This is a genomic window from Acinetobacter sp. MB5, assembly GCF_003261585.1.
Lineage (GTDB): Bacteria > Pseudomonadota > Gammaproteobacteria > Pseudomonadales > Moraxellaceae > Acinetobacter.
The window spans coordinates 17,498-39,080 of sequence record NZ_POVU01000008.1 but is presented as its reverse complement, the minus strand read 5'-3'; the positions used below and the strand labels follow the sequence as shown (position 1 = coordinate 39,080).

The window sequence follows — 21,583 nt, the reverse complement described above, 5'->3', positions numbered from 1 at the left end:
TCTGTTGCATTAACGTGATAAACGGAAGTCTGCCTTACCATTTACCGTATACGGTCCTAAAGGAATAGTTTCATTGTTCAGACTTAAAGTCACAACACTCGCATCATCTAAACGAACTTGGAATGGTGAGACACCTTTCAGGCTTAAATCTTCAGATTGACGACCTGTTGCCAGAACCTTACCAGTTGAATCAACAATATTTACTGAAGTTGGCTGTGAAAATTTCAAATCCAACTGATCACTTGTTGATGCTGCATTTGGATCCACAGATAGAACTTGCATATTAGATTGTGGATTTGCCTGCGCTGGCTGTTTTTTCGCTGCCCATTTTTGCAACCCTACAACCACCAAACTTCCAACAACAATGACCACAATCGCAATCAGAATGCGTTTTAACCACTTTTTATTGCGATCACTGTTTGAACCAGGCAATTTGCCCATGATTTTAATCGGTGAATCTTTTAAAGCATGATTTGGTAATAAACCCGTATCATTGGCATAAATTTCATCAAAACGCTGAATGATCGCCGAAGCATCAACATTGAGAAACTTCGCATATGCACGGTAATAACCTTTAATAAACGTTGCTTCAGGCAATGATTTGTACTCATCCCCTTCTAACGCTTCTAATGTTTTTACTGGCATATTCAAAGCTTTTGACACATCAGCCAATTCACGTTTTTGAGCAAGGCGGATATGACGTAAATATTCACCTGGACGTTGAACGTTGCCTAAAGTATTAGGGGTTGCTGATGTACCCGTCGATTGCTGTGAATTTGGATTTACTTCCATACCGCCTCAGTACTGTACTGTAATTGCAAATAACGTTGATATTCTTGGCTATTCGGGAACAAAGCCCGCAATTGATTCACCAAAACTTGCATGCCCATATTATCGCCATTGGCGCGGGCAACGCGAATACCAACCCATAGACCTCGTGCGTTTTGGTTTTTATCACCAACAACACGCACATAATCACCATACGCTTCTGTTGCAAGCGCAAATTGTTGGCGCAGGTAAAAAATGTCTGCCAACTCTACCATCGAAACTGCTGAGTTTTGATTCACCTGCAACGCCTGTCTGAATGTTTTTTCAGCGTTCGGCACATCACCTAGTTTCATATAAGTCAAACCTAGATTTTCAAGTGCCATCCCGCGCTGATCATACCCCAAAGTCGTCGCTGCAAGTTTGAGTTGTTCGAGCGCGTCATTATAGCGCCCTAACTGGAACAGATAACGCCCATAATTGTTACGCGTTTGTGCATCTTCGGGATCAATCGAAATTGCACGTTTAAAATATTCTTCGGCTTTCGCCACATTTTCGGGACTACCTTCCTGCTGTAGCAACACTGCCATCAGCATATTCGCCCGCACATTGCGACTAGTTTCTTCAAACACTTCATCCAATGCACGTTTTGCCGCATCCAGTTGACCTGTCCGCAAATATTCAGCTGCAATTTCCACACGAATTTCAGCAGCTTTTTTCTTATCTCGCTTAAACTTACCGCTTGGCGTACTAATATCAGCATACGTCGGTGTTTGATCTTTTTTCAATAAACTCAGGGTACTACACCCCTGAAAACTCACTACCAAGAGACCTAAACCAAATAATGTCACACAATGTTGTACCGTTTTTTTCACGCCAAACACCTCAGTTGGTTATTATCCTTTTGAGCGTATAATCTCATTTTTTTCAGCGATTTTCTTTTGCCACTGTGCTGCGCGGCGGGTACGGTCTGCCACTTGACCAACCAGTTGACCACATGCAGCATCGATATCATCGCCACGTGTCTGACGAATAGTACAGACAAAGCCAGCATCTGACAAAGTTTTTTGGAATGCAATAATACGGTTACGACTTGAGCGACCGTAAGGTGCATGCGGGAACGGATTGAAAGGAATCAGGTTAATTTTACTTGGTAAATTCTTTAATAATTTCAATAACTGCTGTGCATGTTCAGGTTGGTCATTGACACCATCCAACATGACATATTCAATTGTGACGTGCTTACGTGCACTTTCATTACCATCTTTACCAATATAACGCTGACAAGCTGTAATGAGTTGTTCTAACGGATATTTTTTATTGATAGGTACAAGCTCGTTACGCAGTTCATCATTTGGTGCATGTAAAGAAATGGCGAGAGCCACATCAATATCTTGCGCCAACTGATCAATTTTTGGCACAACCCCCGAAGTGGACAAAGTCACACGACGCTTGGACATGCCATAAGCAAAGTCATCCAGCATAATGCGCATTGAACTTAATACGGCATCGTAGTTGAGCAATGGCTCACCCATACCCATCATCACCACATTAGTCACTGAGCGTTCGCGCTCTGCTACAGGCACCTCTTCCATATAAGAGAAGTTTGCCATCCACAGCTGACCAATAATTTCGGCTGGGGTCAAATCTCGTTGAAAGCCTTGTTTCCCTGTTGAACAAAATGAACAATCCAGTGCACAGCCCACTTGTGATGAAATACACAAGGTCTTACGTGAACCTGTTTTGTCTTCCGCAGGAATCAATACGGTTTCAACCAGAGAGCCTTCACCCTCACCCACGCGGAACACCCATTTACGTGTGCCATCTTTTGAGTAATTACGGTGAACAACTTCAGGTGCTTTAATTTCACAAAGCGACTCGAGTTTTTCTCGAAGTTTACCTGAAATATTGGTCATTTCAGCAAAATCAGTCACAAAGAACTGATGAATCCATTTCATGACCTGACCTGCGCGAAACTTTTTTTCGCCCAAATCTTCAAAGAATTTTTCGAGTTCTGCCCGTGACATGCCAAGTAAGTTAACTTTTTGCACTGAATTCGCAGGCTGATGCAATGTGGCGGTGTTGTCTTGTCCATCCACAACCAAAGATGAACCAACTGCTTCAAGAGCCATGTGTATTACCTAAACAATGTCAAAGAAAAAACAAGAACGGCCGTATTTTAGCCAAGAGATTTTCAAGAATAAAAAAACCAGATAAGCATTATAACACTTATCTGGTTTGAAGTGTCTCGATTAACGAGTGCGTGGGCAAACTTCAGTTTGAGCGAAGAAGTAAGAAACTTCGCGAGCAGCAGATGCTACTGAGTCAGAACCATGAGCAGCATTTTCATCGATGCTTACAGCGAAATCTGCACGGATTGTACCAGGAGCAGCTTCTTTAGGGTTTGTAGCGCCCAAGATTTCACGGTGAGCAAGAACTGCGTTTTCACCTTCAAGAACAGAAACAACCACTGGACCAGAAGTCATGAACGCAACTAGGTCAGCAAAGAAACCACGTTCTTTGTGCTCAGCGTAGAAACCTTCAGCTTCAGCTTGAGAAAGGTGTTTCATTTTAGTTGCAACGATTTTTAAGCCAGCTTTTTCAAAACGAGCAAAAATGTCACCGATGTGGTTTTTAGCAACAGCGTCTGGTTTTACGATAGATAAAGTACGTTCAATTGCCATGTCTGGCTCCTTAACTCAAAAAATCAGGATAAATTTTTGCCGCATTATACCGATGTCAATCGGAATAATCAGCTAAGAAAATGTAAAAGTTTGGGTTTTTAACTATTTTTAGTTACTTTCATCAATCCAAGCCATCTGAATGGCTTCAAGCAAGCCTTCTGTTGACTTATTTGGATCATCACTAAAATCAGGTAATGCACAAATCCATGCGTGTAAATCCGTGAAGCGAACCCACTGTGGATCTACATCTGGATGTGCTTCCAGTAATTCAATTGCGATATCGATTGTATCTGTCCAACGTAAGCCCATCATCTATCCTAGTCTGTGTATAGCTGTGGCTACTTTAAAATCTCAACCTAGGTTTTACAACACCAGATTAAAAATTGGCGCACAGGAAATTACCCCCCATGCCACCGTACCACCTAAAATGGCACCAATAATTACATCAGTCGGATAGTGCAAACCCAGCACCATGCGCGAAAGTGCAACCAAGAGCGTAAATGGCAACATGCAAATCAGTAGAATCGGCTGAATGTATCCAAGAACTGTGGTTGCCAGCACCGCATGCAAGGTATGTCCAGATGGAAAACTAAAATGATCCAGCGGACGCTCACCCAAAACTATCACCTGATGCACCTGATAAGGTCTTGGGCGAACAGTCTTATGCTTGAGCAATTTATAGAGTAAGGTTCCGACTGAGCCTGCCACAATTAAATAAGCGATTTTAGTCAAATAAGTAAAACCATGACTCAACCAAACAATACTGAGCATGACATACCAAAACCAACCATCACCTAAACGACTAATCACTTTAAAAAACTGACTCACGCCTTGTGAGTGGGAAAAATGATTCAGGTACAAGCACCCTTTTAAATCAAGTGCCAAAATGTATAACTTAGCTCGCTGAAAATTTGTCATAACCCGCTCCCCATCGAAGATGATAAAGATGAATTTACTTAATTCTCACTCATGACCAGCCCATACAATGCCTGTTCAAATTGCTGTACAGGTCTTTGCCAGCCTGCGTCTTTAACTTGCATACGTGCCTGCTGCCCCATTAAATGCAACTGGGCTATGGTTGGTAAATCTTGCATGCGCTGTAAAAAACCCAGCTCGTCTTTTATGTCGAGTAACCACCCAGACAATTGATCCTGCACATAAGCATGCGCACATGCATAGTCGTATGTCAATACAGGCAATCCACTTGCCATTGCCTCAAGCACCACATTTCCAAAAGTTTCTACTCGACTTGCAAATACAAAGACATCACTACTAGCATAAGCTTCTGCAAGACGCTGTCCTGTCAGATTTCCCATAAAGATCACTTGTTGTTCTGGGTCAAGTTGCTGTAAGCGCTCCCGATCCGGCCCATCTCCAACAATAACCAACTGGACGGCTTGTTGCTGAAAGCGTGCTTGTAAATAACCTTCAATCAACACATGAATCTCTTTCTCAGGAGACAGGCGTCCAACATACAGGAGAACCTTAGTCTGACTATCAACACCCCAATGCTCACGAAGATTCTCAGAGCGATGTTCTGGCGAAAATAGCCGATGATCAACACCGCGACTAATGACCTGAATTGGACAAGTCACACCATAAGCTTTTAAAGCACGCGCTGTATCCTGACTCGGCACACAAGTTAAATCGGTATTGTTATGAAACCAGCGTAAATAATGCTGAATCGGCTTAACCAAAAAAGCCAAATCAAAAAACCGACTAAACTCTTGAAATGGTGAATGAAAACCACTAGATACCGCAATTTTCTTCATTTTAGCAACTTGCAATGCCAACAACCCCAGTGGCCCCTCAGTAACTATATGCACCACATCAGGCTGAAACTGTTCAATTGCTTTAGCCACCTTATTCCATTGAGGTCGACCAAACTGCAAAGTTGGATATTTTGGAATTTTATGCGCTGCTACCAAACATTCCTGATCAGGCTGAAACCGACTATAGCTATGACTTTGTTCAGGGCGAATTAGTAAAATTTTATGCCCTTGTTGTTGCAATCCTTCAGACAAATGCATCAATGAGAGCGCAACACCATTGATTTCAGGTGGCCATGTTTCGGTAACAATTGCAATTTTGAGTTTTGGGCGAATCAGTTGTTCGACAGTCCGTTCTTGTACAGATTCCTTCTGAACACGTTTAAACTTAAACCTAAACGGCATATCTAACTGGCGTTTCAATGCAGCAGTCGATGGCATGAGCATAGTTCCACCATAATTTTGTTGTTTTATTACGACTACTCTAGGTGAAGTTTCTTGCAATTTAATGATCAGTCAATGACGCTTTTTTGACAGAGTAAGGTATTTTTTGTTAGTTGATCTTTTATATTTTCATAAAGATAAAAATGATACCTGCATCTTTTAATGAAACAGGTATCACCAAAAATTAGAAAGATAAATTAACATAAATCACATCTCGATAAATGCCTGCGGGTGTACTAACCTTTGGCTCTTCTTCCAAATGAACAGAGATAATATACCGATTAGTCCCCGTAGTATTTGCAGTCAATGGTACATTCCATAAATTTCCTACGGGTCCCGAAACCGTCATTCTCGTTCTAATTTTATTAGGTCCATTTGATAGAAAGCTGGCACCATCTGTACTATATAAATTCATACTACTAAAGCGAATTGAATATCCTTGATCACAATTCACAGTAAATGAAGTTGCAGATTGGCTATGATAATAATTTGCCAACCTCATCATTGGTTCCGTCACACCACTTACTGAACACGAAGCAGCATAGGTCATGCTCAACACACAATAAGTTAGACAAAAAATACATAACCTTTTCATGAGATTTCTCCATCACTTGCATATAAGCTCCAGTGGTTTTTCTGAATCACTACTTTCCTTAGTTTGTGCAGGTACATCCAATTCACTGGTGCAGTACGAGTCCTCCCCTATTTTTGCTTTAAGGTGATATTGATGATTTGGCAATAATCCGTATAAATACACATTACCCACAACATCTACTGGATAAATCTCATCCTGATTATCATCCAAATAAACTTCTGTTGCTCTCGGCAAAATTTCATTCTTGGTATTTAAAAGTTTAACAACAACTTGCTTGGTTTGATAAATTGGAAAATCAAAGAAATACCCCCGTTGATCAAGGGCAATCAGTTTTTTAGTTGAACCCTCAAGTTTACTTTCAATAGGAATTTGATCTTGATTAAAAGATAGGTCATATGTGATATATGGCAATATATCATGAATAAAGAAATAACCATTTTTTTTGGTTTTTCCAACTGGAACCAATGAGCGATAAACCTCAATATCCTTATAATCAGAAACTTTAACTAAAGCAAAGGCATTATCAACTGCCTTTGTAAAATTAAACTGATTATCTAACCAAACCAAAGCTCCTTTATAATCTAACTGAGTATCATAGTATTTTTGATCTTGATTATAAAGAACTCGTAAATCACCATAAGATGTTCTTAACATTCCGGATGCATTATAGCCCATCTCACCATTACTTCGATTTGCACCCACAGAATAATCAAAACCATTTTGCTCCGATGATGTTCGTGAAAAATCAATCCGAGTATCCCCATCAACTGACTGATTAAAATAGACAGCCTTATTATCCAGATTAAATCTCAATGCAAGATAAGCTCCATCCTTTGGAATATCACCAAAATCTTTAAAATAAGTTAGCATTAAGCTAATTCGAGGAGTAATAGTTTTTGAAACACTTACATTAAGTAACTTTGTATTTGGTGAACCATAGACTGCATCTTTATAATATCGTCGATCAATATAATTTAAATTTACACTATCAAAAAATGGAATATTATAAAAACTTAAATAAGCTAAATTATCAAATTCAGGAATACTTGTTGAATCAGTATAACCTAATGACTGGAATTTTTTTGATGAATAACGAGAGCTTAATCCAAATGAAAACTTCTGAAAAGTACGACTGACTGATGCACCAAATGCATAACCATTTTCACCATGTCCATGACTTCCCATTGCAGAAAAATCAAATAAAGCAAATTTGGGAGCTGCTTGGGTCCACATTAAACCAGCAGTCTGAATATCTGAGCTATATTCTGCTGTAAAACCTAAAGTTGTTTTATCAGTTATACCACGTCGAAAATAAACACTTGAAAAGAATTCACGGTAGTCCGAACTATTATAATCATAATTATAACGTATCTTACCTATCGAAATATTATAATCATTTAAACCCGTTTGTAATAATCGATTATTAATTAGAATTGGAAAATTTTGTACACTCCGATTTCCAAGCACGTCCTGTACGACAATCTGTGCATTTCCAGACTCTTGAATATTAGCACCAGTTTGTAATACATAATCACCAGGAGTAACGTTTTGCCTATAAATTCGCGTTCCGTTGATATATAAATCAACAATAGAAGGAACTACAGCACTCCCCCTCAATATTGGAGAATTCCAGTAAATAAAATCAGAACGTTCATTATAGTTGGTCCCAAAGCTCACCCCTCCAAAACGAAAAGAACTCGCCAAAGGATTATAGACTGTTGTAGTATCTCCCAATATCAACCGAGTATAATTCTCTGGAAAATCAAGACTAAACTCAGTATTCAACCGAACGACTGATTCCTCACCACTATTAACCTGATCTCTGTAAATCACAGAGTTTTTAAACATCCAATAATCTTTAAAAAAACCTAATTCATACAAATTATTGAAACTATGCGAGTTTGTAGACTTATCGAAATAAAAGTCATAGTTTAAAAAACCACCAAAGCTAGCTTTGTTTGGTACCGATAGCTTTCCCTTTGTTAAAAATCCAGAAAAGTACTCTGGAGGAACATTAATTTTTACCGCCTGCAAGCCCATATCTAACTCAGAAGTCACTGAAGATGAGCTCACCAAGCAATATTGCTTTTGACTCGGATGGTTTTGAAAAAATTCCATTTTCACCTCCAACTCATTTAGTACACTACACTCCACATAAAGTTGGTTATTATCTTTAAGCAATACTGTTTCTACATTTCGATCAACGCCATTGAGCCAAACATCTACCAAAACTTGTTCATTATCTACTCCTCCCCCTGCATGAACAAATGAACAAATAACCAATCCATTGATGATCATAATCATTTTTTTCATTGTCTATTCCTTAAGTTTAAACTCCAATGGTTTTTCACTTTTATCTGTTTTTATTAAAATTTTATTTGTATTTCTTGATTTTATCTGAGGAAATTTAAAATCATATTCTTGTTTCGTTAACAAATATTTCATATCATGAATTGCTGAAATTTCTTTTTTATTTTCATCAACTAAGCTCATTTCTAAGATCTGAATATGCGAATCTGCATTATTCTTCATATTAACAGTGAACCCATTATCTTCATATTTTGGAGTAATTTTTAAATCCACTGGACTTTGCTTACCAACAAAGAGTGGAACTGAAACGTTAAGCAAAAAACCAATTGTATTATTAGATAATGCAGGTGGAACTTCTGAAAAAATAATTCGCCATGTTCCTTCCTTTTCTCCCAAATTTGGCATTTTACTAAAACCCACTCTTACAATTTGTTTTGAATCCGGTTTTAATACAAAGTTTTTAGGATTTATAATAATACTCGAATCTGGCTCTAAAATATCCTCACCTTTCTCATTTTGCGACCATTTTGCAGCCGAAACTTCAAAAATTTTAGCTTCTGGCATTCCTTTTGAAGTCAACATGATTGATGTACTTCTTTGCTGCTTTTTATCTGAAATATACATCTGCAATGGAATTATACGAAGTCCAGCCCATAGCGTCTGCATCATCAGTAACATTAACAAGAAGATAGATATCCATTTTTTCATTTTTTTCATCCTTTATATATTTTTGATTAGTTTAATTTCATAGTTAATTTTTTATTTAACAAAATTATAATAATGAGTTCTATCAAAATTAATTTTGATAGAACTCAGATTTTATTCAAATTAAAATTCCAGATCAAAAGTAAATATAGATATGATAAGTATCTGTATAAGTTCCAACTGGTTTTGTAGAGAAATCTTCTGCTGTTGTGAAAGTGGCAGTATAATCATCACCAGCAGCAGATGGCATTGATTTATTATATATTTGTCCTAAGGCAGATAAACCACCACTTGTAGAAACAGTGGTCAAGACTGTATCAGAACCAAATGTTAGGTTTGTTGTTGTATCACTTGCATGATGATCTGTATCAACTTTAATTTTATAAGCATAATTTGCTTTGACATTAAAGTTACGCGATTGTGTTGCTGTGCCTGTATTATTCGGATCTGTCAATGTGATTGCACTGGTGTCTACAGTTAATTCACAGCCCGGATCTACAGCTAGTTCAACTGGAATATCTGCACTGGTGCATAACTCATTAAAATTACACCGGTGATGACGGTTTGGACCATTATCTGCATGCGCAATACTAACAAAACCAACGAATGCTACTGTAGATAATAGTGTTTTCATCATTATGTTCATAACCCATCTCCTTTGTTTTTATTTATTGGCATTTATAAAATTCCTTAGCTCATTTTATATTTCGAGTTAGATCTTTTTATAAGTGCTGGATAAATGTTAGCGACGTTTTTTAAAATGATGAAAAAAGCATCCGATTTCATGTTTTAATTAAAAAATTAAAATTATTCCTTTAAATTTCTGTTTATTATGATAATTTTTTACACAGATTTTCTTAAATATTTTCTTACTTATATATAATATTCTCAAATACAAAAAAGAAACTTTCTCATATTATTTTTTCAAACAAAAAAATCATATACATACATAATTCTTAATTTTTCCATAAGAAATACATTAAAATATATAAAAACAATAAAAGTTAACAATAAAAGCAATTTTTGATAAATATTTTATATTTTAAGCATAAAAATGAGACTTAATTCACATTTTATACTTATTTATAAAAATCAATTCGCTGATATGCCCTAAAAATTTAACTATTTGTATTTTATAAAATTTATGACTATCAAGCTATTTAACAATTAAATGCACAACAAACTGAGTCTTCTTTTGCCACACTTACCCTAAAAAGTATTTCACCTTATATCATACCTTATGAAGCAAACAATTTAGCAAAAGCTCCTTTCCCAATAATCCTATTACTTCTAATTTTTAGCCCATAATGATGAAGCCATTTCACTTGCCATTTTCACATTTTATGTGTGTAACAAAAAATTCATAACTTGCTAAAAAAGACAATCCAGCAATCCGTTTTTAGCTCAAGTCAGTCATTTTCAGACACCACCTCTAACCTGTTTTTTAGTAAAAAATGATTATTTTTTTAAATAAAAGCACCATTAAAAAGCACAACTAAACAATGAATGCACCATTATGTTTCATTTGAATGACACCTCACATCTTAAAGGTTAATTATTATACAATACATTGTTTTTTCAGGATTTTTATATGAAAATTTTAAAAATAAATAGTGAAATAAAATCAATGATTTAACATCAAAAATTCAAATAAAAACCAACAAAATCAGAATATTAGAGGCAAAATTATGGCATTTGTTTTGCTTATAAATTACACTGGGTTTTTGCCTATTTTTACAACAAAACAGAGCGATTAAGCTACTAATTAGGGAAGTTATGAAACTATCTTCAAAATCCATCATTGCATCATCTTTGTTCACCTGCATCTCTCTCGGGGCAAGCCAAGTTTACGCTGTTGATACACTTGCAAAGATTAAAAGTTCGGGGAAAATCATCATTGGCTTCAGCGATACATCGATGCCAATTTCTTATATCGCGAATGGTAAAGCAGATGGTTATGCCATCGATATTTGTCGTCATGTTGCAAGCGATGTCAAAAGACAACTCAATATGCCAAACTTACGTATTGAGTATCTGGCAGTCACACCAAGCCAACGCATTCCAGACATTAAATCGGGTCGTATTGACATGGCATGCGAGTCAATCACCAACTCTTATAAACGCCAGCAAGAAGTCGCTTTCTCAACCAACTTCTACTACACAGAAGTACGTATGGCTGTGAAAAAGGGCGCCAATATTCACAATATTTCGGATTTAGATCATAAAGCAGTTGTCACAACCGCAGGTACAACATCAGACCAATATGTCAAACGCAATGAACGCGGCAAGAATATCGATGTCATCAATCTGTATGGTCGTGATATGGATGACTCATTTGCGATTTTAGCAAATGGCAAGGCAGAAGCTTTTGTAATGGATGACAACATTCTTGCTGGCTTAATTGCTAAAAGTTCAAATCCAGGAGCTTATGCGATTGTAGGGCCTGTATTGTCCGCTGAACCTTATGGAATCATGCTGCCAAAAGGAGATAGTAAGTTCAAAGAAGTTGTTGATGGTAGCGTGAATGGCTTGTGGAAATCTGGCGAAATGCGAAACCTTTATAAAAAATGGTTCCAGTCTCCAATTCCACCAAAAAATATTAACCTCGATTTAGACCCAAGTCGTTCATACTTAAACTTGCAACGTCGTCCAACGGATGCAGGTATCTAAAACCTAAAAGCATGCTGTATAGCTTACTTTTACGCTATACAGCATAGATTGGGAAATGAGCAATAAAAAACCCTAACATTAAGTTAGGGTTTTTTATTTAGAATAAACTAAAACTTAGTTTTTCTCTTTATCTACGATTTTGTTTGCTTGAATCCAAGGTACGAAAAAAATGAAAGCACTGCGTTCATCTTTTTGAGGCACGTAACCGTAAACATAAAAAACCCACTCAAATAGAGTGGGTCTTTGCATTCAAATCAATTGATTCGAGAAATTAGTTCTTCTCTTTATCAACGATTTTGTTTGCTTGAATCCAAGGCATCATCGCACGTAGTTTCGCACCAGTTACTTCAATACCGTGTGCAGCATTTTGACGACGACGAGCAGTCATTGAAGGATAGTTCAATGCACCTTCGTTAATGAACATCTTCGCGTATTCACCAGATTGAATACGTTTAAGTGCATTACGCATTGCTTCACGAGACTGTTCATTGATTACTTCAACGCCAGTTACGTACTCACCATATTCAGCATTGTTAGATACTGAGTAGTTCATGTCCGCAATACCGCCTTCGAACATCAAGTCAACGATCAATTTAAGTTCGTGCAAGCATTCGAAGTAAGCCATTTCTGGTGCATAACCCGCTTCAACCAAAGTTTCGAAGCCCATTTTAACCAATTCAACCGCACCACCACAAAGAACTGCTTGCTCACCGAACAAGTCAGTTTCAGTTTCTTCACGGAATGAAGTTTCGATAATACCTGTACGACCACCACCTACACCTGAAGCGTAAGAAAGTGCTACGTTACGTGCATTACCAGAAGCATCTTGGTGAATTGCGATTAAGTCAGGTACACCTGAACCACGTTGATATTCTGAACGTACAGTGTGACCAGGCGCTTTAGGAGCAACCATGATTACATCTAAATCTTTACGTGGAACAACTTGGTTGTAAAGAACAGAGAAACCGTGAGCAAATGCTAAAGTTGCGCCTTCTTTGATGTTTGGCTCAATTACATCACGATAAAGTTGAGATTGGAACTCATCTGGAGTCAAGATCATGACCAAGTCAGCTTGAGCAACTGCAGCAGGAACTTCAGAAACTTTAAGACCAGCATTTTCAGCTTTTTTCCAAGATGCTGAACCAGCACGTAAACCAACAGTTACGTCTACGCCAGAATCTTTCAAGTTAAGTGCGTGTGCATGGCCTTGTGAACCATAACCAATGATCGCTACTTTTTTGCCTTGGATGATAGATAAGTCACAGTCTTTATCGTAAAAAATTTGCATTTGTGTTCTCCAGTAAAATCTTTTTTAAACCGTTAATACTTTTTCGCCGCGTGCAATACCTGACACGCCTGAACGCACCACTTCCAAAATGGTATTTTCAGCTAAAGCATCAATAAATCCGTCGAGTTTTTCAGTCGCACCAACAATCTGAATGGTATAAGTCGTTGGTGTAACGTCAACAATTGAAGCACGGAAAATATCCGTTGTGCGTTTGATTTCATCACGTGCTGCACCTAATGCCTTCACTTTGATCAGCATGAGTTCTCGCTCAATGTGCGCACCTTCACTCAAATCAACCACTTTTACAACTTCAATTAACTTATTGAGTTGTTTGGTGATTTGCTCAATTTTATGGTCATCGCCATACGTCGTTAATGTTAGGCGAGACAAAGTTGGGTCTTCCGTAGGCGCAACATTGAGTGTTTCAATGTTGTAACCACGTTGACTAAACAAGCCCACTAAACGAGAAAGCGCACCTGATTCATTCTCAATCAGTACAGAGATAATGTGTCTCATTGTGTACGCTCCCCTTTATTTAACCACATGTCTTTCATGGACTGACCAGCGATCAGCATTGGGTAAACATGCTCAGAACGGTCAACCATCACGTTAATAAACACACATTTATCGTTAATTGCCATGGCTTCTTCAAGTTTGGCTTCAAGCTCATCTGCGTGGTTAATTTGAATACCCACGTGTCCATAAGCTTCCATTAACTTGCTAAAGTCTGGCAATGATTCAACATATGAACTTGAATGACGACCTTCATAGTTCATGTCTTGCCATTGTTTAACCATACCAAGTGCACGGTTATTCAAGCATAGAATCTTGACGTTTAAGCCATATTGCTTACAGGTTGAAAGCTCTTGAATACACATCTGAATCGATGCTTCACCTGTAATACACACCACTTGCTGATCAGGTTTTGCAAGCTTTGCTGCCATTGCATACGGCAAACCAACGCCCATCGTACCCAAACCGCCAGAGTTTACCCATTGACGTGGTTGATCATACTTATAGTACAAAGCAGCAAACATTTGGTGCTGACCCACGTCAGACGTGATGATCGCTTCACCATTGGTCACTTTATATAAAGTTTCAACCACTTGCTGTGGCTTCATACCACCATCAACCGCAGGCTCATATTTCAAGCCATGAACTTGACGCCATTCATTGATCTGCTTCCACCAATCCGCTAATGCTTCAGGGTTTGGCTTAGACACATTCAACTGTTTCAACTGGCTCAACATTTCCTGAAGTACTGGTTCAACAGCACCCACGATTGGAATATGCGCAGAAATCGTCTTAGAAATTGTTGCTGGATCAATATCAATATGAATGACTTTGGCATTTGGACAGAATTTTGCAGGGTTATTGGTTACACGGTCATCAAAACGTGCACCAACTGCAAAAATTACATCGGCATTGTGCATCACCATATTGGCTTCATAGCAACCATGCATCCCCAACATGCCCACAAACTGTGGATCTGTACCAGGGAAGCCACCAAGACCCATCAAGGTATTAGTCACAGGGTAATTTAATAAATGCGCAAGCTCAGTCAACAATGCTGCTGCATTACCTTGTACTACACCACCACCACTGTAGATCACAGGGCGTTTAGCAGAAATCAGCTCTTCAACTGCTTTACGAATCTGACCAGAATGACCACGATAAGGTGGCTGGTAAGAACGCATCTTCACTTTTTCAGGGTATTCGTAAGCAAATTTTTCTGCTGGATTAGTCGCATCTTTAGGAATATCGACCACAACCGGGCCAGGACGACCACTCGCAGCGATATAGAATGCTTTTTTGATGATGGCAGGAATTTCACTTGCATGACGAACTTGGAAGCTGTGCTTCACGATTGGACGTGACACACCGACCATATCTGTTTCCTGGAAAGCATCTTCACCAATTAAATGTGAAGCGACCTGACCAGACAGAATCACCATCGGAATGGAGTCCATGTACGCTGTTGCGATTGGTGTAACAGTATTGGTTGCGCCAGGACCTGAGGTGACCAGTACAACACCAGTTTTGCCTGTGACACGCGAATATGCATCCGCCATATGTCCAGCCGCTTGTTCATGGCGTACTAGATAGTGCTCAATTTTGTCTTGTTTAAATAATGCATCATAGATGTGCAAAACTGCGCCACCAGGATATCCGAAAACGTGTTCAACACCTTCGTCCGCAAGTGCACGAACGAGCATTTCACCACCAGATAGAAGTTCCAACGTGATTCACCCTAATATCTTTTTTCTATGTAATGGGAGGCATTACATAGTGTTTAATTCATACAAACTGTACTCTTATAGCACAAATTTTACGCCTAGGCGCTGCAATAGGATAAAAATCAGATGCAACAGCGATATAACCTGTAAATACTGCATCTTTAACGTAAAAAAAACATGCTGGGATAAACACATTTTTAATTCAACATATAGCTCGGCTAGAGATATATGCCTATTGCACAATTCGTTTACTTATCCGAAGGGTGATCAGATAAATAAGTGTAGCATTCTTGTTGTTTCATCTCCGATTGTCAAGGCTTCTGTGATTTTTTTCTAAAATTGCTTAACCTCACAAAAATCAAATTATCAATCCCCTATCGAACTCAATAATTGAAAATCCAAGTTTTAATGTTAATTAATCCGAGAAATTCATATTTTCAGCAAAAAAACACGCTAAAATTTGCACAGCATCATGATTTAAAACCAATAAGGATTGCCATGAAAATGCAAAAACACATAACAATTGCCAGTATCATTGGATTGAGCTTAATGGGGTTAAGCAATATCACTTTTGCACAACCAACCTACTACAAGTGGGTTGATGCGCATGGTTCAACACATTACACCACGACACCTCCTCCAAAAATCAAAGGGGTAAAAACTCGTGGTAAAATTCAAACTCATGGTTGGGCACCTGCACCAGTAACAGAAGCACCAAGCAATAAAACCATGACTGCAAATAATAATGCTCAGCAGGCAAATACAGCGCAAAGCAATACAAATCACAATGCACCCGCTCAAAATCAAGCTAATATGCAACAACCGCCTCAAGGCAACCAACAAAACCAGCCAATGAAAGTACCCCAAGCCCAATAAGCTTTAAAATTCCCAGCTTTTCTTCTGTTTGTCGAAATTTGCCGATAGACAGATGATATTTTCTTGCGCAAAATTCACTTTTAGGTGCATTTTGCGCTATGCTTTGCCACAAACTATTTTCACATTGTTCTTATTACGTTTATGACTACACCTCATATTGACCCTGAATATCAAGCCAGTGCGATTGAACCTCAAGTCCAACAAGACTGGGAAAATCGTAAAGTCTTTAAAGTTGCTGACACGGTAGAAGGTAAACATCGCTATATTCTGTCGATGTTCCCTTACCCAAGTGGCAAACTGCATATGGGTCATGTGCGTAACTATACCATTGGGGATGTCATCAGCCGTTTCCACCGTTTAAAAGGCGAACAAGTCCTACAACCGATGGGTTGGGATGCTTTCGGTTTGCCTGCGGAAAATGCTGCGATTGCACACAAAGTTGCACCCGCAAAATGGACATTTGAAAATATCGATTACATGCGTAATCAATTAAAAAGCTTAGGTCTTGCAATTGACTGGGATCGTGAAATTGCGACCTGCACACCAGAATACTATCGCTGGGAACAATGGCTATTTGTTCAATTGTATAAAAAAGGCTTAATTTACCGTAAATCTTCAACGGTTAACTGGGATCCAGTCGATCAAACCGTCCTTGCCAATGAACAAGTGGTTGATGGTCGCGGTTGGCGTTCAGGTGCATTGGTTGAAAAACGTGATATTCCAATGTACTACTTCCGCATTACTGACTATGCACAAGAATTACTGGATGATTTAGAACAATTAAAAGAAGGCTGGCCACAACAGGTTGTGACCATGCAGCGTAACTGGATTGGTCGCTCAGAAGGCATGGAAATCATTTTCCCTTCTGCTGATGAAAGCATTTATGCAGACAGCTTGATGGTGTATACCACACGTCCAGATACGTTAATGGGTGTGACTTATGTTGCTGTTGCAGCCGACCATCCTTTAGCGAAAAAAGCGGCTGAGCTTCGCCCTGAACTCAATGAATTTATTGAAGAATGTCGTCATGGTTCAGTTGCTGAAGCAGATCTTGCTACGGCTGAGAAAAAAGGTCGTGCGACTGGTTTATTCGTAAAACATCCTTTAACAGGTGAAAATGTTGAAGTTTGGATCGCAAACTACGTTCTGATGACTTACGGTTCTGGCGCAGTGATGGCAGTTCCTGCACATGACGAACGTGATTTTGAATTTGCAAACAAGTTCAACTTACCAATCAAGCAAGTGATTGATGCTCAAGGTAAAGATGACACTGCATTCAATGCAACTGAATGGCAAGAATGGTACGGCTCTAAAGACGGCAAACTGGTTAATTCAGGTGAATTTGACGGTTTAGGTTTCCAAGCTGCATTCGATGCTTTCCTTGCAAAACTAGAACCACAAACTTTAGCCAACAAAAAAGTTCAGTTCCGTTTACGTGACTGGGGTGTTTCTCGTCAGCGTTACTGGGGTTGTCCAATCCCAATGATCAACTGTGACGACTGTGGTCAAGTGCCTGTTCCTGAAGAACAACTTCCAGTGATCTTGCCAACTGACGTTGTTCCAGACGGTTCTGGTAACCCATTGGCTAAAATGCCTGAGTTCTACGAAACGACTTGTCCATGTTGTGGCAAAGCAGCAAAACGTGAAACCGATACCCTAGATACTTTTGTTGAGTCTTCTTGGTATTACGCACGTTATGCTTCACCTGATTACACCGATGGCATGATCAAACCTGAAGCTGCTCAAACTTGGTTACCCGTGAACCAATATATCGGCGGTGTAGAACATGCAATCTTGCACTTACTTTATGCACGTTTCTTCCATAAATTGATGCGTGATGAAGGTGTGGTACAAGGCAATGAACCATTTGCCAACTTGCTCACTCAAGGCATGGTATTGGCAGACACTTTCTACCGTGAAGATGAGTCTGGCAAGAAAACATGGTTTAACCCTGCTGACGTTGAACTTGAGCGTGATGAAAAAGGTCGTATCCTGTCTGCAATATACACAGCAGATGGTCAGCCAGTGATCATTGGCGGTCAGGAAAAAATGTCAAAATCGAAAAATAACGGTGTTGACCCACAAGCGATTATTGACCAGTACGGCGCAGATACTGCACGTGTCTTCATGATGTTTGCTGCTCCACCAGATCAATCACTTGAATGGTCTGATGCAGGTGTTGAAGGTGCAAACCGTTTCTTGAAACGTGTATGGCGTTTAAGCAGTAACTTCTTTGAACAAGGTTATGCAACTGTTGCATTAGATAAAGCAAACTTGTCTAAAGAAGCACAAGACTTGCGTCGTAAAGTACATGAAACCATTGCCAAAGTGGGTGATGATGTTGAACGTCGTTATGCATTTAACACGGCGATTGCCGCTCAAATGGAATTGCTTAACGCGATCACCAAGTTTGAAGTAAAATCAGACAACGATGCAGCGGTTGCACGTGAAGCTGTGATTACCTTACTGACTTTACTTGCACCATTTGCACCACACTTAAGCCAAACCGTTTTGGCTCAGTTTGGTATCGACTTAACCACAACAGCTTTCCCTAGTGTTGACGAGTCAGCATTGACCCGTAATACACAAACGATTGTGGTACAAGTGAATGGTAAACTTCGTGGTAAATTAGAAGTAAGTGTTGATATTTCTAAAGAAGATTTGTTAGCACAAGCCAAAGCTTTACCTGAAGTTCAACAATTCTTAACGGGTGAAACCAAGAAAGAAATTGTTGTACCAAACAAATTGGTGAACTTAGTCGTTTAATTAGTTGAGGAATACGCATGCACTTAGTCCCACGTTTAGCATCTATCGTTTTAACTCTTGGTCTAAGTGCAAGCTTAGTCGGCTGTGGCTTTCATTTAAAAGGTCTCAGTCCGACCTCAATGCCTGTGGCATACCCACACATGAAGTTGAACTTGCCAAGTGAAGCCCTTCATGTAACAGATACAAACAATAATTTGATTCCTCAAGGGAACACTTTACAAACCAAGTTAAAAAGCTATTTATCTGGTTATGGCATTCAATTTGATGATGCTAAAGATGCTTATACGCTTCATATCTTAGAGTACAACTACCGCCGTCAAAAACTTAGCGGTCGGGTTGCCGAAGTGATTTTACATTTAAATGTCACTTTCCAAATTGAAGATGCGCAAGGCAATCCTGTCACTGCCCCTCGTACCATTAATGGTGTAAAAAGCTATCAATACAACGTTGAATCGGTCAACGTCGATGATAACGAACAAGATTCTGTAATTATCAACTTGATTGACGATGTGGCTCAACAAATGGCGCGTCAAATTTCGACCAATCGCTTACCACAGCTACAACCTGCTCCCGCTTCTTCCTCACCAGCAACAGCACCTTAATTTTTTGTTGTTATGAAGCTCGACTACCTACAAGCACTCAAACGTGTCCACGAAGCACAGGGTGCTTGGGTTATGCAAGGTCAAGAACCTTTGCTTGAACAGAACCTGCTCGATGCTCTGCGCCGCCATTGGCAAAGTCAGGAAATTGAACGACAACGCTATGAAATTCACAGTGTTCAGGACTGGAAAAATGTCTTTAATGCGCTAAATAGCCTGTCGCTCTTTTCTCAGCAACTGGCAATTGAAGCACATGGCAATATTAAACCCGATGCAGCAGGACTCAAGCTACTCAAAGAATACCTGCAATACAATGAGCAGAACCTGCTTGTTGTGGTGATGCCCAAGCAAGATGCACAAAGCCTAAAATCCAGTTTTTTTCAGACCATTGAAGCCAATGGTGTATTGGTTTCTTTGCAAGCCAATTACCCGCAAGACCGTCAACGCATTTTAGCAACAGAAGCCGACAAACTCGGCATCACTTTAAATCAGGATGCGTGGCAATGGTTGCTTGAACATCATGAGCACAACTTGCTGGCAGCCAAAAACAGTTTAATTCGTGTGAGTGATACTTTCCCCGACTTACAGCACATCGGAATTGAGCAACTTTATCAGTGTCTACAAGACCAATCACGTTATAGTACCTATGATCTAAATGACAGCATGCTACAAGGTGACTTTGCTCAGTCGGTGAAAATTTATCAGTACTTATTGGCCACAGGTGAAGCCATGAGTCTGATTTTATGGTCAATCAGTAAAGAAATGCGTTTGTTAATGCAACTCTATGAGCAACCGCAGAATGCGCTACAGCTTGGCATCTGGAAAACACGTGTTTCTTTATATCAACAAGCCTTACGTCGACTTTCAGCACAACGTTTTTTAGCTTGGTCAGGCTTATTACTACGAATTGATGCTGCAATTAAAGGCGCCTCTGAAGAAGATCCCGAACACCTATGTTTACAAGCCGTGGCTGAACTATGTGGCAAGCCTTTGTTTAATTAAAGACATAAAAAAATCAGCTTAAAAAAGCTGATTTTTTTATGGGTGAAATAATTTAAAAAATTATTCGTCATCCATCATTGATTGGCTCATACCAACAGTGTTGAAACCTGCATCAACATACATGATTTCACCTGTAATCCCTGAAGCCCAAGGTGAGCATAGGAACAACGCAGCATTACCCACTTCTTCAATAGTAACGTTGCGTTTAAGTGGAGAAATTTTTTCGTTGGCATCTAACATCTTACGGAAAGATTTAATACCAGAAGCAGCCAAAGTACGGATTGGACCAGCAGAGATCGCATTCACACGAATACCGTCAACGCCCATGCTTGATGCCAAGTAACGTACACCCGCTTCTAAAGATGCTTTCGCAAGACCCATCACGTTGTAGTTCGGCATTACGCGCTCAGAACCTTGGTAAGTCAATGTCAACAAACAACCTTGACGTGCTTGTAACAATGGCTTAGCAGCACGAGCCATCGCGATGAAGCTGTACGCACTAATGTCATGTGCAACGCGGAAACCTTCACGGTCAGTCACGTCAGTAAAGTCACCATCGAGTGTATGCGCTGGCGCAAAACCGATTGAGTGAACCACACCGTCTAAACCATCCCAGTGTTGTGCAAGATCAGCAAATGCTTGATCAATCTCTGCATCTACAGCGACATCACAAGGAAACACCAATTTTGAACCAAATTGCTCAGCAAATTCATCCACACGTTTTTTTAGTTTTTCATTTGGGTAAGTAAATGCCAATTCAGCACCTTCACGGTGTAGAGCTTGTGCAATACCAAATGCGATAGATAGTTTGCTTGCAACACCAGCAATTAAAAAGCGTTTTCCTGCTAATAATCCTGCCATGAATTTTCTCTC

The 21,583-nt window shown here is 39.3% G+C and carries 20 protein-coding genes; 5 read left to right on the top strand and 15 right to left on the bottom strand.

The window, feature by feature from the left end:
- Positions 1-9: 9 nt before the first annotated feature.
- The 11 genes from C1A47_RS11145 to C1A47_RS11095 form a co-directional block, all read right to left on the bottom strand.
- Positions 10-792: a helix-turn-helix domain-containing protein gene (locus C1A47_RS11145; RefSeq protein WP_111895118.1), complete on the bottom strand. Its 783-nt coding sequence runs from the start codon at positions 790-792 to the stop codon at positions 10-12.
- Positions 783-1,640 carry a type IV pilus biogenesis/stability protein PilW gene (gene pilW, locus C1A47_RS11140; protein WP_111895201.1) on the bottom strand — a complete coding sequence of 286 codons (858 nt, stop codon included), beginning with the start codon at positions 1,638-1,640 and terminating at the stop codon, positions 783-785. Before pilW ends, C1A47_RS11145 begins: the two co-directional genes overlap by 10 nt.
- 21 nt (positions 1,641-1,661) lie before the next feature.
- Positions 1,662-2,897, bottom strand: a complete 1,236-nt coding sequence (gene rlmN, locus C1A47_RS11135) for a 23S rRNA (adenine(2503)-C(2))-methyltransferase RlmN (RefSeq protein WP_111895117.1) — start codon at positions 2,895-2,897, stop codon at positions 1,662-1,664.
- 120 nt (positions 2,898-3,017) lie between these two features.
- Positions 3,018-3,449, bottom strand: a complete 432-nt coding sequence (gene ndk, locus C1A47_RS11130; RefSeq protein WP_004902254.1) for a nucleoside-diphosphate kinase — start codon at positions 3,447-3,449, stop codon at positions 3,018-3,020.
- A 108-nt stretch (positions 3,450-3,557) separates the two neighbouring features.
- On the bottom strand, positions 3,558-3,758 hold the full coding sequence (iscX, locus tag C1A47_RS11125) for a Fe-S cluster assembly protein IscX (RefSeq protein WP_111895116.1): 201 nt from the start codon (positions 3,756-3,758) through the stop codon (positions 3,558-3,560).
- 54 nt (positions 3,759-3,812) lie between these two features.
- Complete coding sequence (locus C1A47_RS11120; RefSeq protein ID WP_111895115.1) at positions 3,813-4,367, bottom strand: phosphatase PAP2 family protein; 555 nt, start codon at positions 4,365-4,367, stop codon at positions 3,813-3,815.
- A gap of 38 nt (positions 4,368-4,405) precedes the next feature.
- Positions 4,406-5,659: a glycosyltransferase family 4 protein gene (locus tag C1A47_RS11115; protein ID WP_111895200.1), complete on the bottom strand. Its 1,254-nt coding sequence runs from the start codon at positions 5,657-5,659 to the stop codon at positions 4,406-4,408.
- 187 nt (positions 5,660-5,846) lie between these two features.
- A complete protein-coding gene (locus C1A47_RS11110; RefSeq protein WP_227539772.1) occupies positions 5,847-6,212 on the bottom strand; it encodes a hypothetical protein in 366 nt (121 codons plus the stop codon).
- A 57-nt stretch (positions 6,213-6,269) separates the two neighbouring features.
- Entirely contained in the window at positions 6,270-8,570 is a 2,301-nt protein-coding gene (locus C1A47_RS11105) for a fimbria/pilus outer membrane usher protein (RefSeq protein WP_111895113.1), read from the bottom strand.
- A gap of 3 nt (positions 8,571-8,573) precedes the next feature.
- Complete coding sequence (locus tag C1A47_RS11100; RefSeq protein ID WP_111895112.1) at positions 8,574-9,275, bottom strand: molecular chaperone; 702 nt, start codon at positions 9,273-9,275, stop codon at positions 8,574-8,576.
- A 133-nt stretch (positions 9,276-9,408) separates the two neighbouring features.
- Positions 9,409-9,918: a hypothetical protein gene (locus C1A47_RS11095; protein ID WP_162625940.1), complete on the bottom strand. Its 510-nt coding sequence runs from the start codon at positions 9,916-9,918 to the stop codon at positions 9,409-9,411.
- Positions 9,919-11,048: 1,130 nt separating this feature from the next.
- On the opposite strand from C1A47_RS11095, the gene C1A47_RS11090 reads away from it, so the two are divergent.
- Complete coding sequence (locus tag C1A47_RS11090; RefSeq protein ID WP_111895110.1) at positions 11,049-11,942, top strand: amino acid ABC transporter substrate-binding protein; 894 nt, start codon at positions 11,049-11,051, stop codon at positions 11,940-11,942.
- 271 nt (positions 11,943-12,213) lie between these two features.
- On the opposite strand, the gene ilvC is transcribed toward C1A47_RS11090, so the two are convergent.
- The 3 genes from ilvC to C1A47_RS11075 are packed head-to-tail and all read right to left on the bottom strand — an operon-like array spanning position 12,214 to position 15,470.
- Positions 12,214-13,230 (bottom strand): ketol-acid reductoisomerase, encoded by a 1,017-nt coding sequence (gene ilvC / locus C1A47_RS11085; protein ID WP_111895109.1) that lies wholly within the window; start codon positions 13,228-13,230, stop codon positions 12,214-12,216.
- 24 nt (positions 13,231-13,254) lie between these two features.
- Entirely contained in the window at positions 13,255-13,746 is a 492-nt protein-coding gene (gene ilvN / locus C1A47_RS11080) for an acetolactate synthase small subunit (RefSeq protein ID WP_111895108.1), read from the bottom strand.
- Positions 13,743-15,470: an acetolactate synthase 3 large subunit gene (locus C1A47_RS11075; protein ID WP_111895107.1), complete on the bottom strand. Its 1,728-nt coding sequence runs from the start codon at positions 15,468-15,470 to the stop codon at positions 13,743-13,745. The genes ilvN and C1A47_RS11075 overlap by 4 nt, the downstream gene beginning before the upstream one ends.
- 501 nt (positions 15,471-15,971) lie before the next feature.
- Between C1A47_RS11075 and C1A47_RS11070 the strand changes: the two genes are divergently transcribed.
- The 4 genes from C1A47_RS11070 (at position 15,972) to holA (ending at position 20,710) form a co-directional block, all read left to right on the top strand.
- On the top strand, positions 15,972-16,343 hold the full coding sequence (locus C1A47_RS11070; protein WP_413772962.1) for a DUF4124 domain-containing protein: 372 nt from the start codon (positions 15,972-15,974) through the stop codon (positions 16,341-16,343).
- A gap of 141 nt (positions 16,344-16,484) precedes the next feature.
- Complete coding sequence (leuS, locus tag C1A47_RS11065; RefSeq protein ID WP_111895198.1) at positions 16,485-19,109, top strand: leucine--tRNA ligase; 2,625 nt, start codon at positions 16,485-16,487, stop codon at positions 19,107-19,109.
- A gap of 17 nt (positions 19,110-19,126) precedes the next feature.
- Complete coding sequence (lptE, locus tag C1A47_RS11060) at positions 19,127-19,711, top strand: LPS assembly lipoprotein LptE (RefSeq protein WP_111895106.1); 585 nt, start codon at positions 19,127-19,129, stop codon at positions 19,709-19,711.
- A gap of 12 nt (positions 19,712-19,723) precedes the next feature.
- Entirely contained in the window at positions 19,724-20,710 is a 987-nt protein-coding gene (gene holA, locus C1A47_RS11055) for a DNA polymerase III subunit delta (RefSeq protein ID WP_111895105.1), read from the top strand.
- Between the two features lie 60 nt (positions 20,711-20,770).
- On the opposite strand, the gene C1A47_RS11050 is transcribed toward holA, so the two are convergent.
- Positions 20,771-21,571: an enoyl-ACP reductase gene (locus C1A47_RS11050; RefSeq protein ID WP_111895104.1), complete on the bottom strand. Its 801-nt coding sequence runs from the start codon at positions 21,569-21,571 to the stop codon at positions 20,771-20,773.
- Positions 21,572-21,583 lie beyond the last annotated feature (12 nt).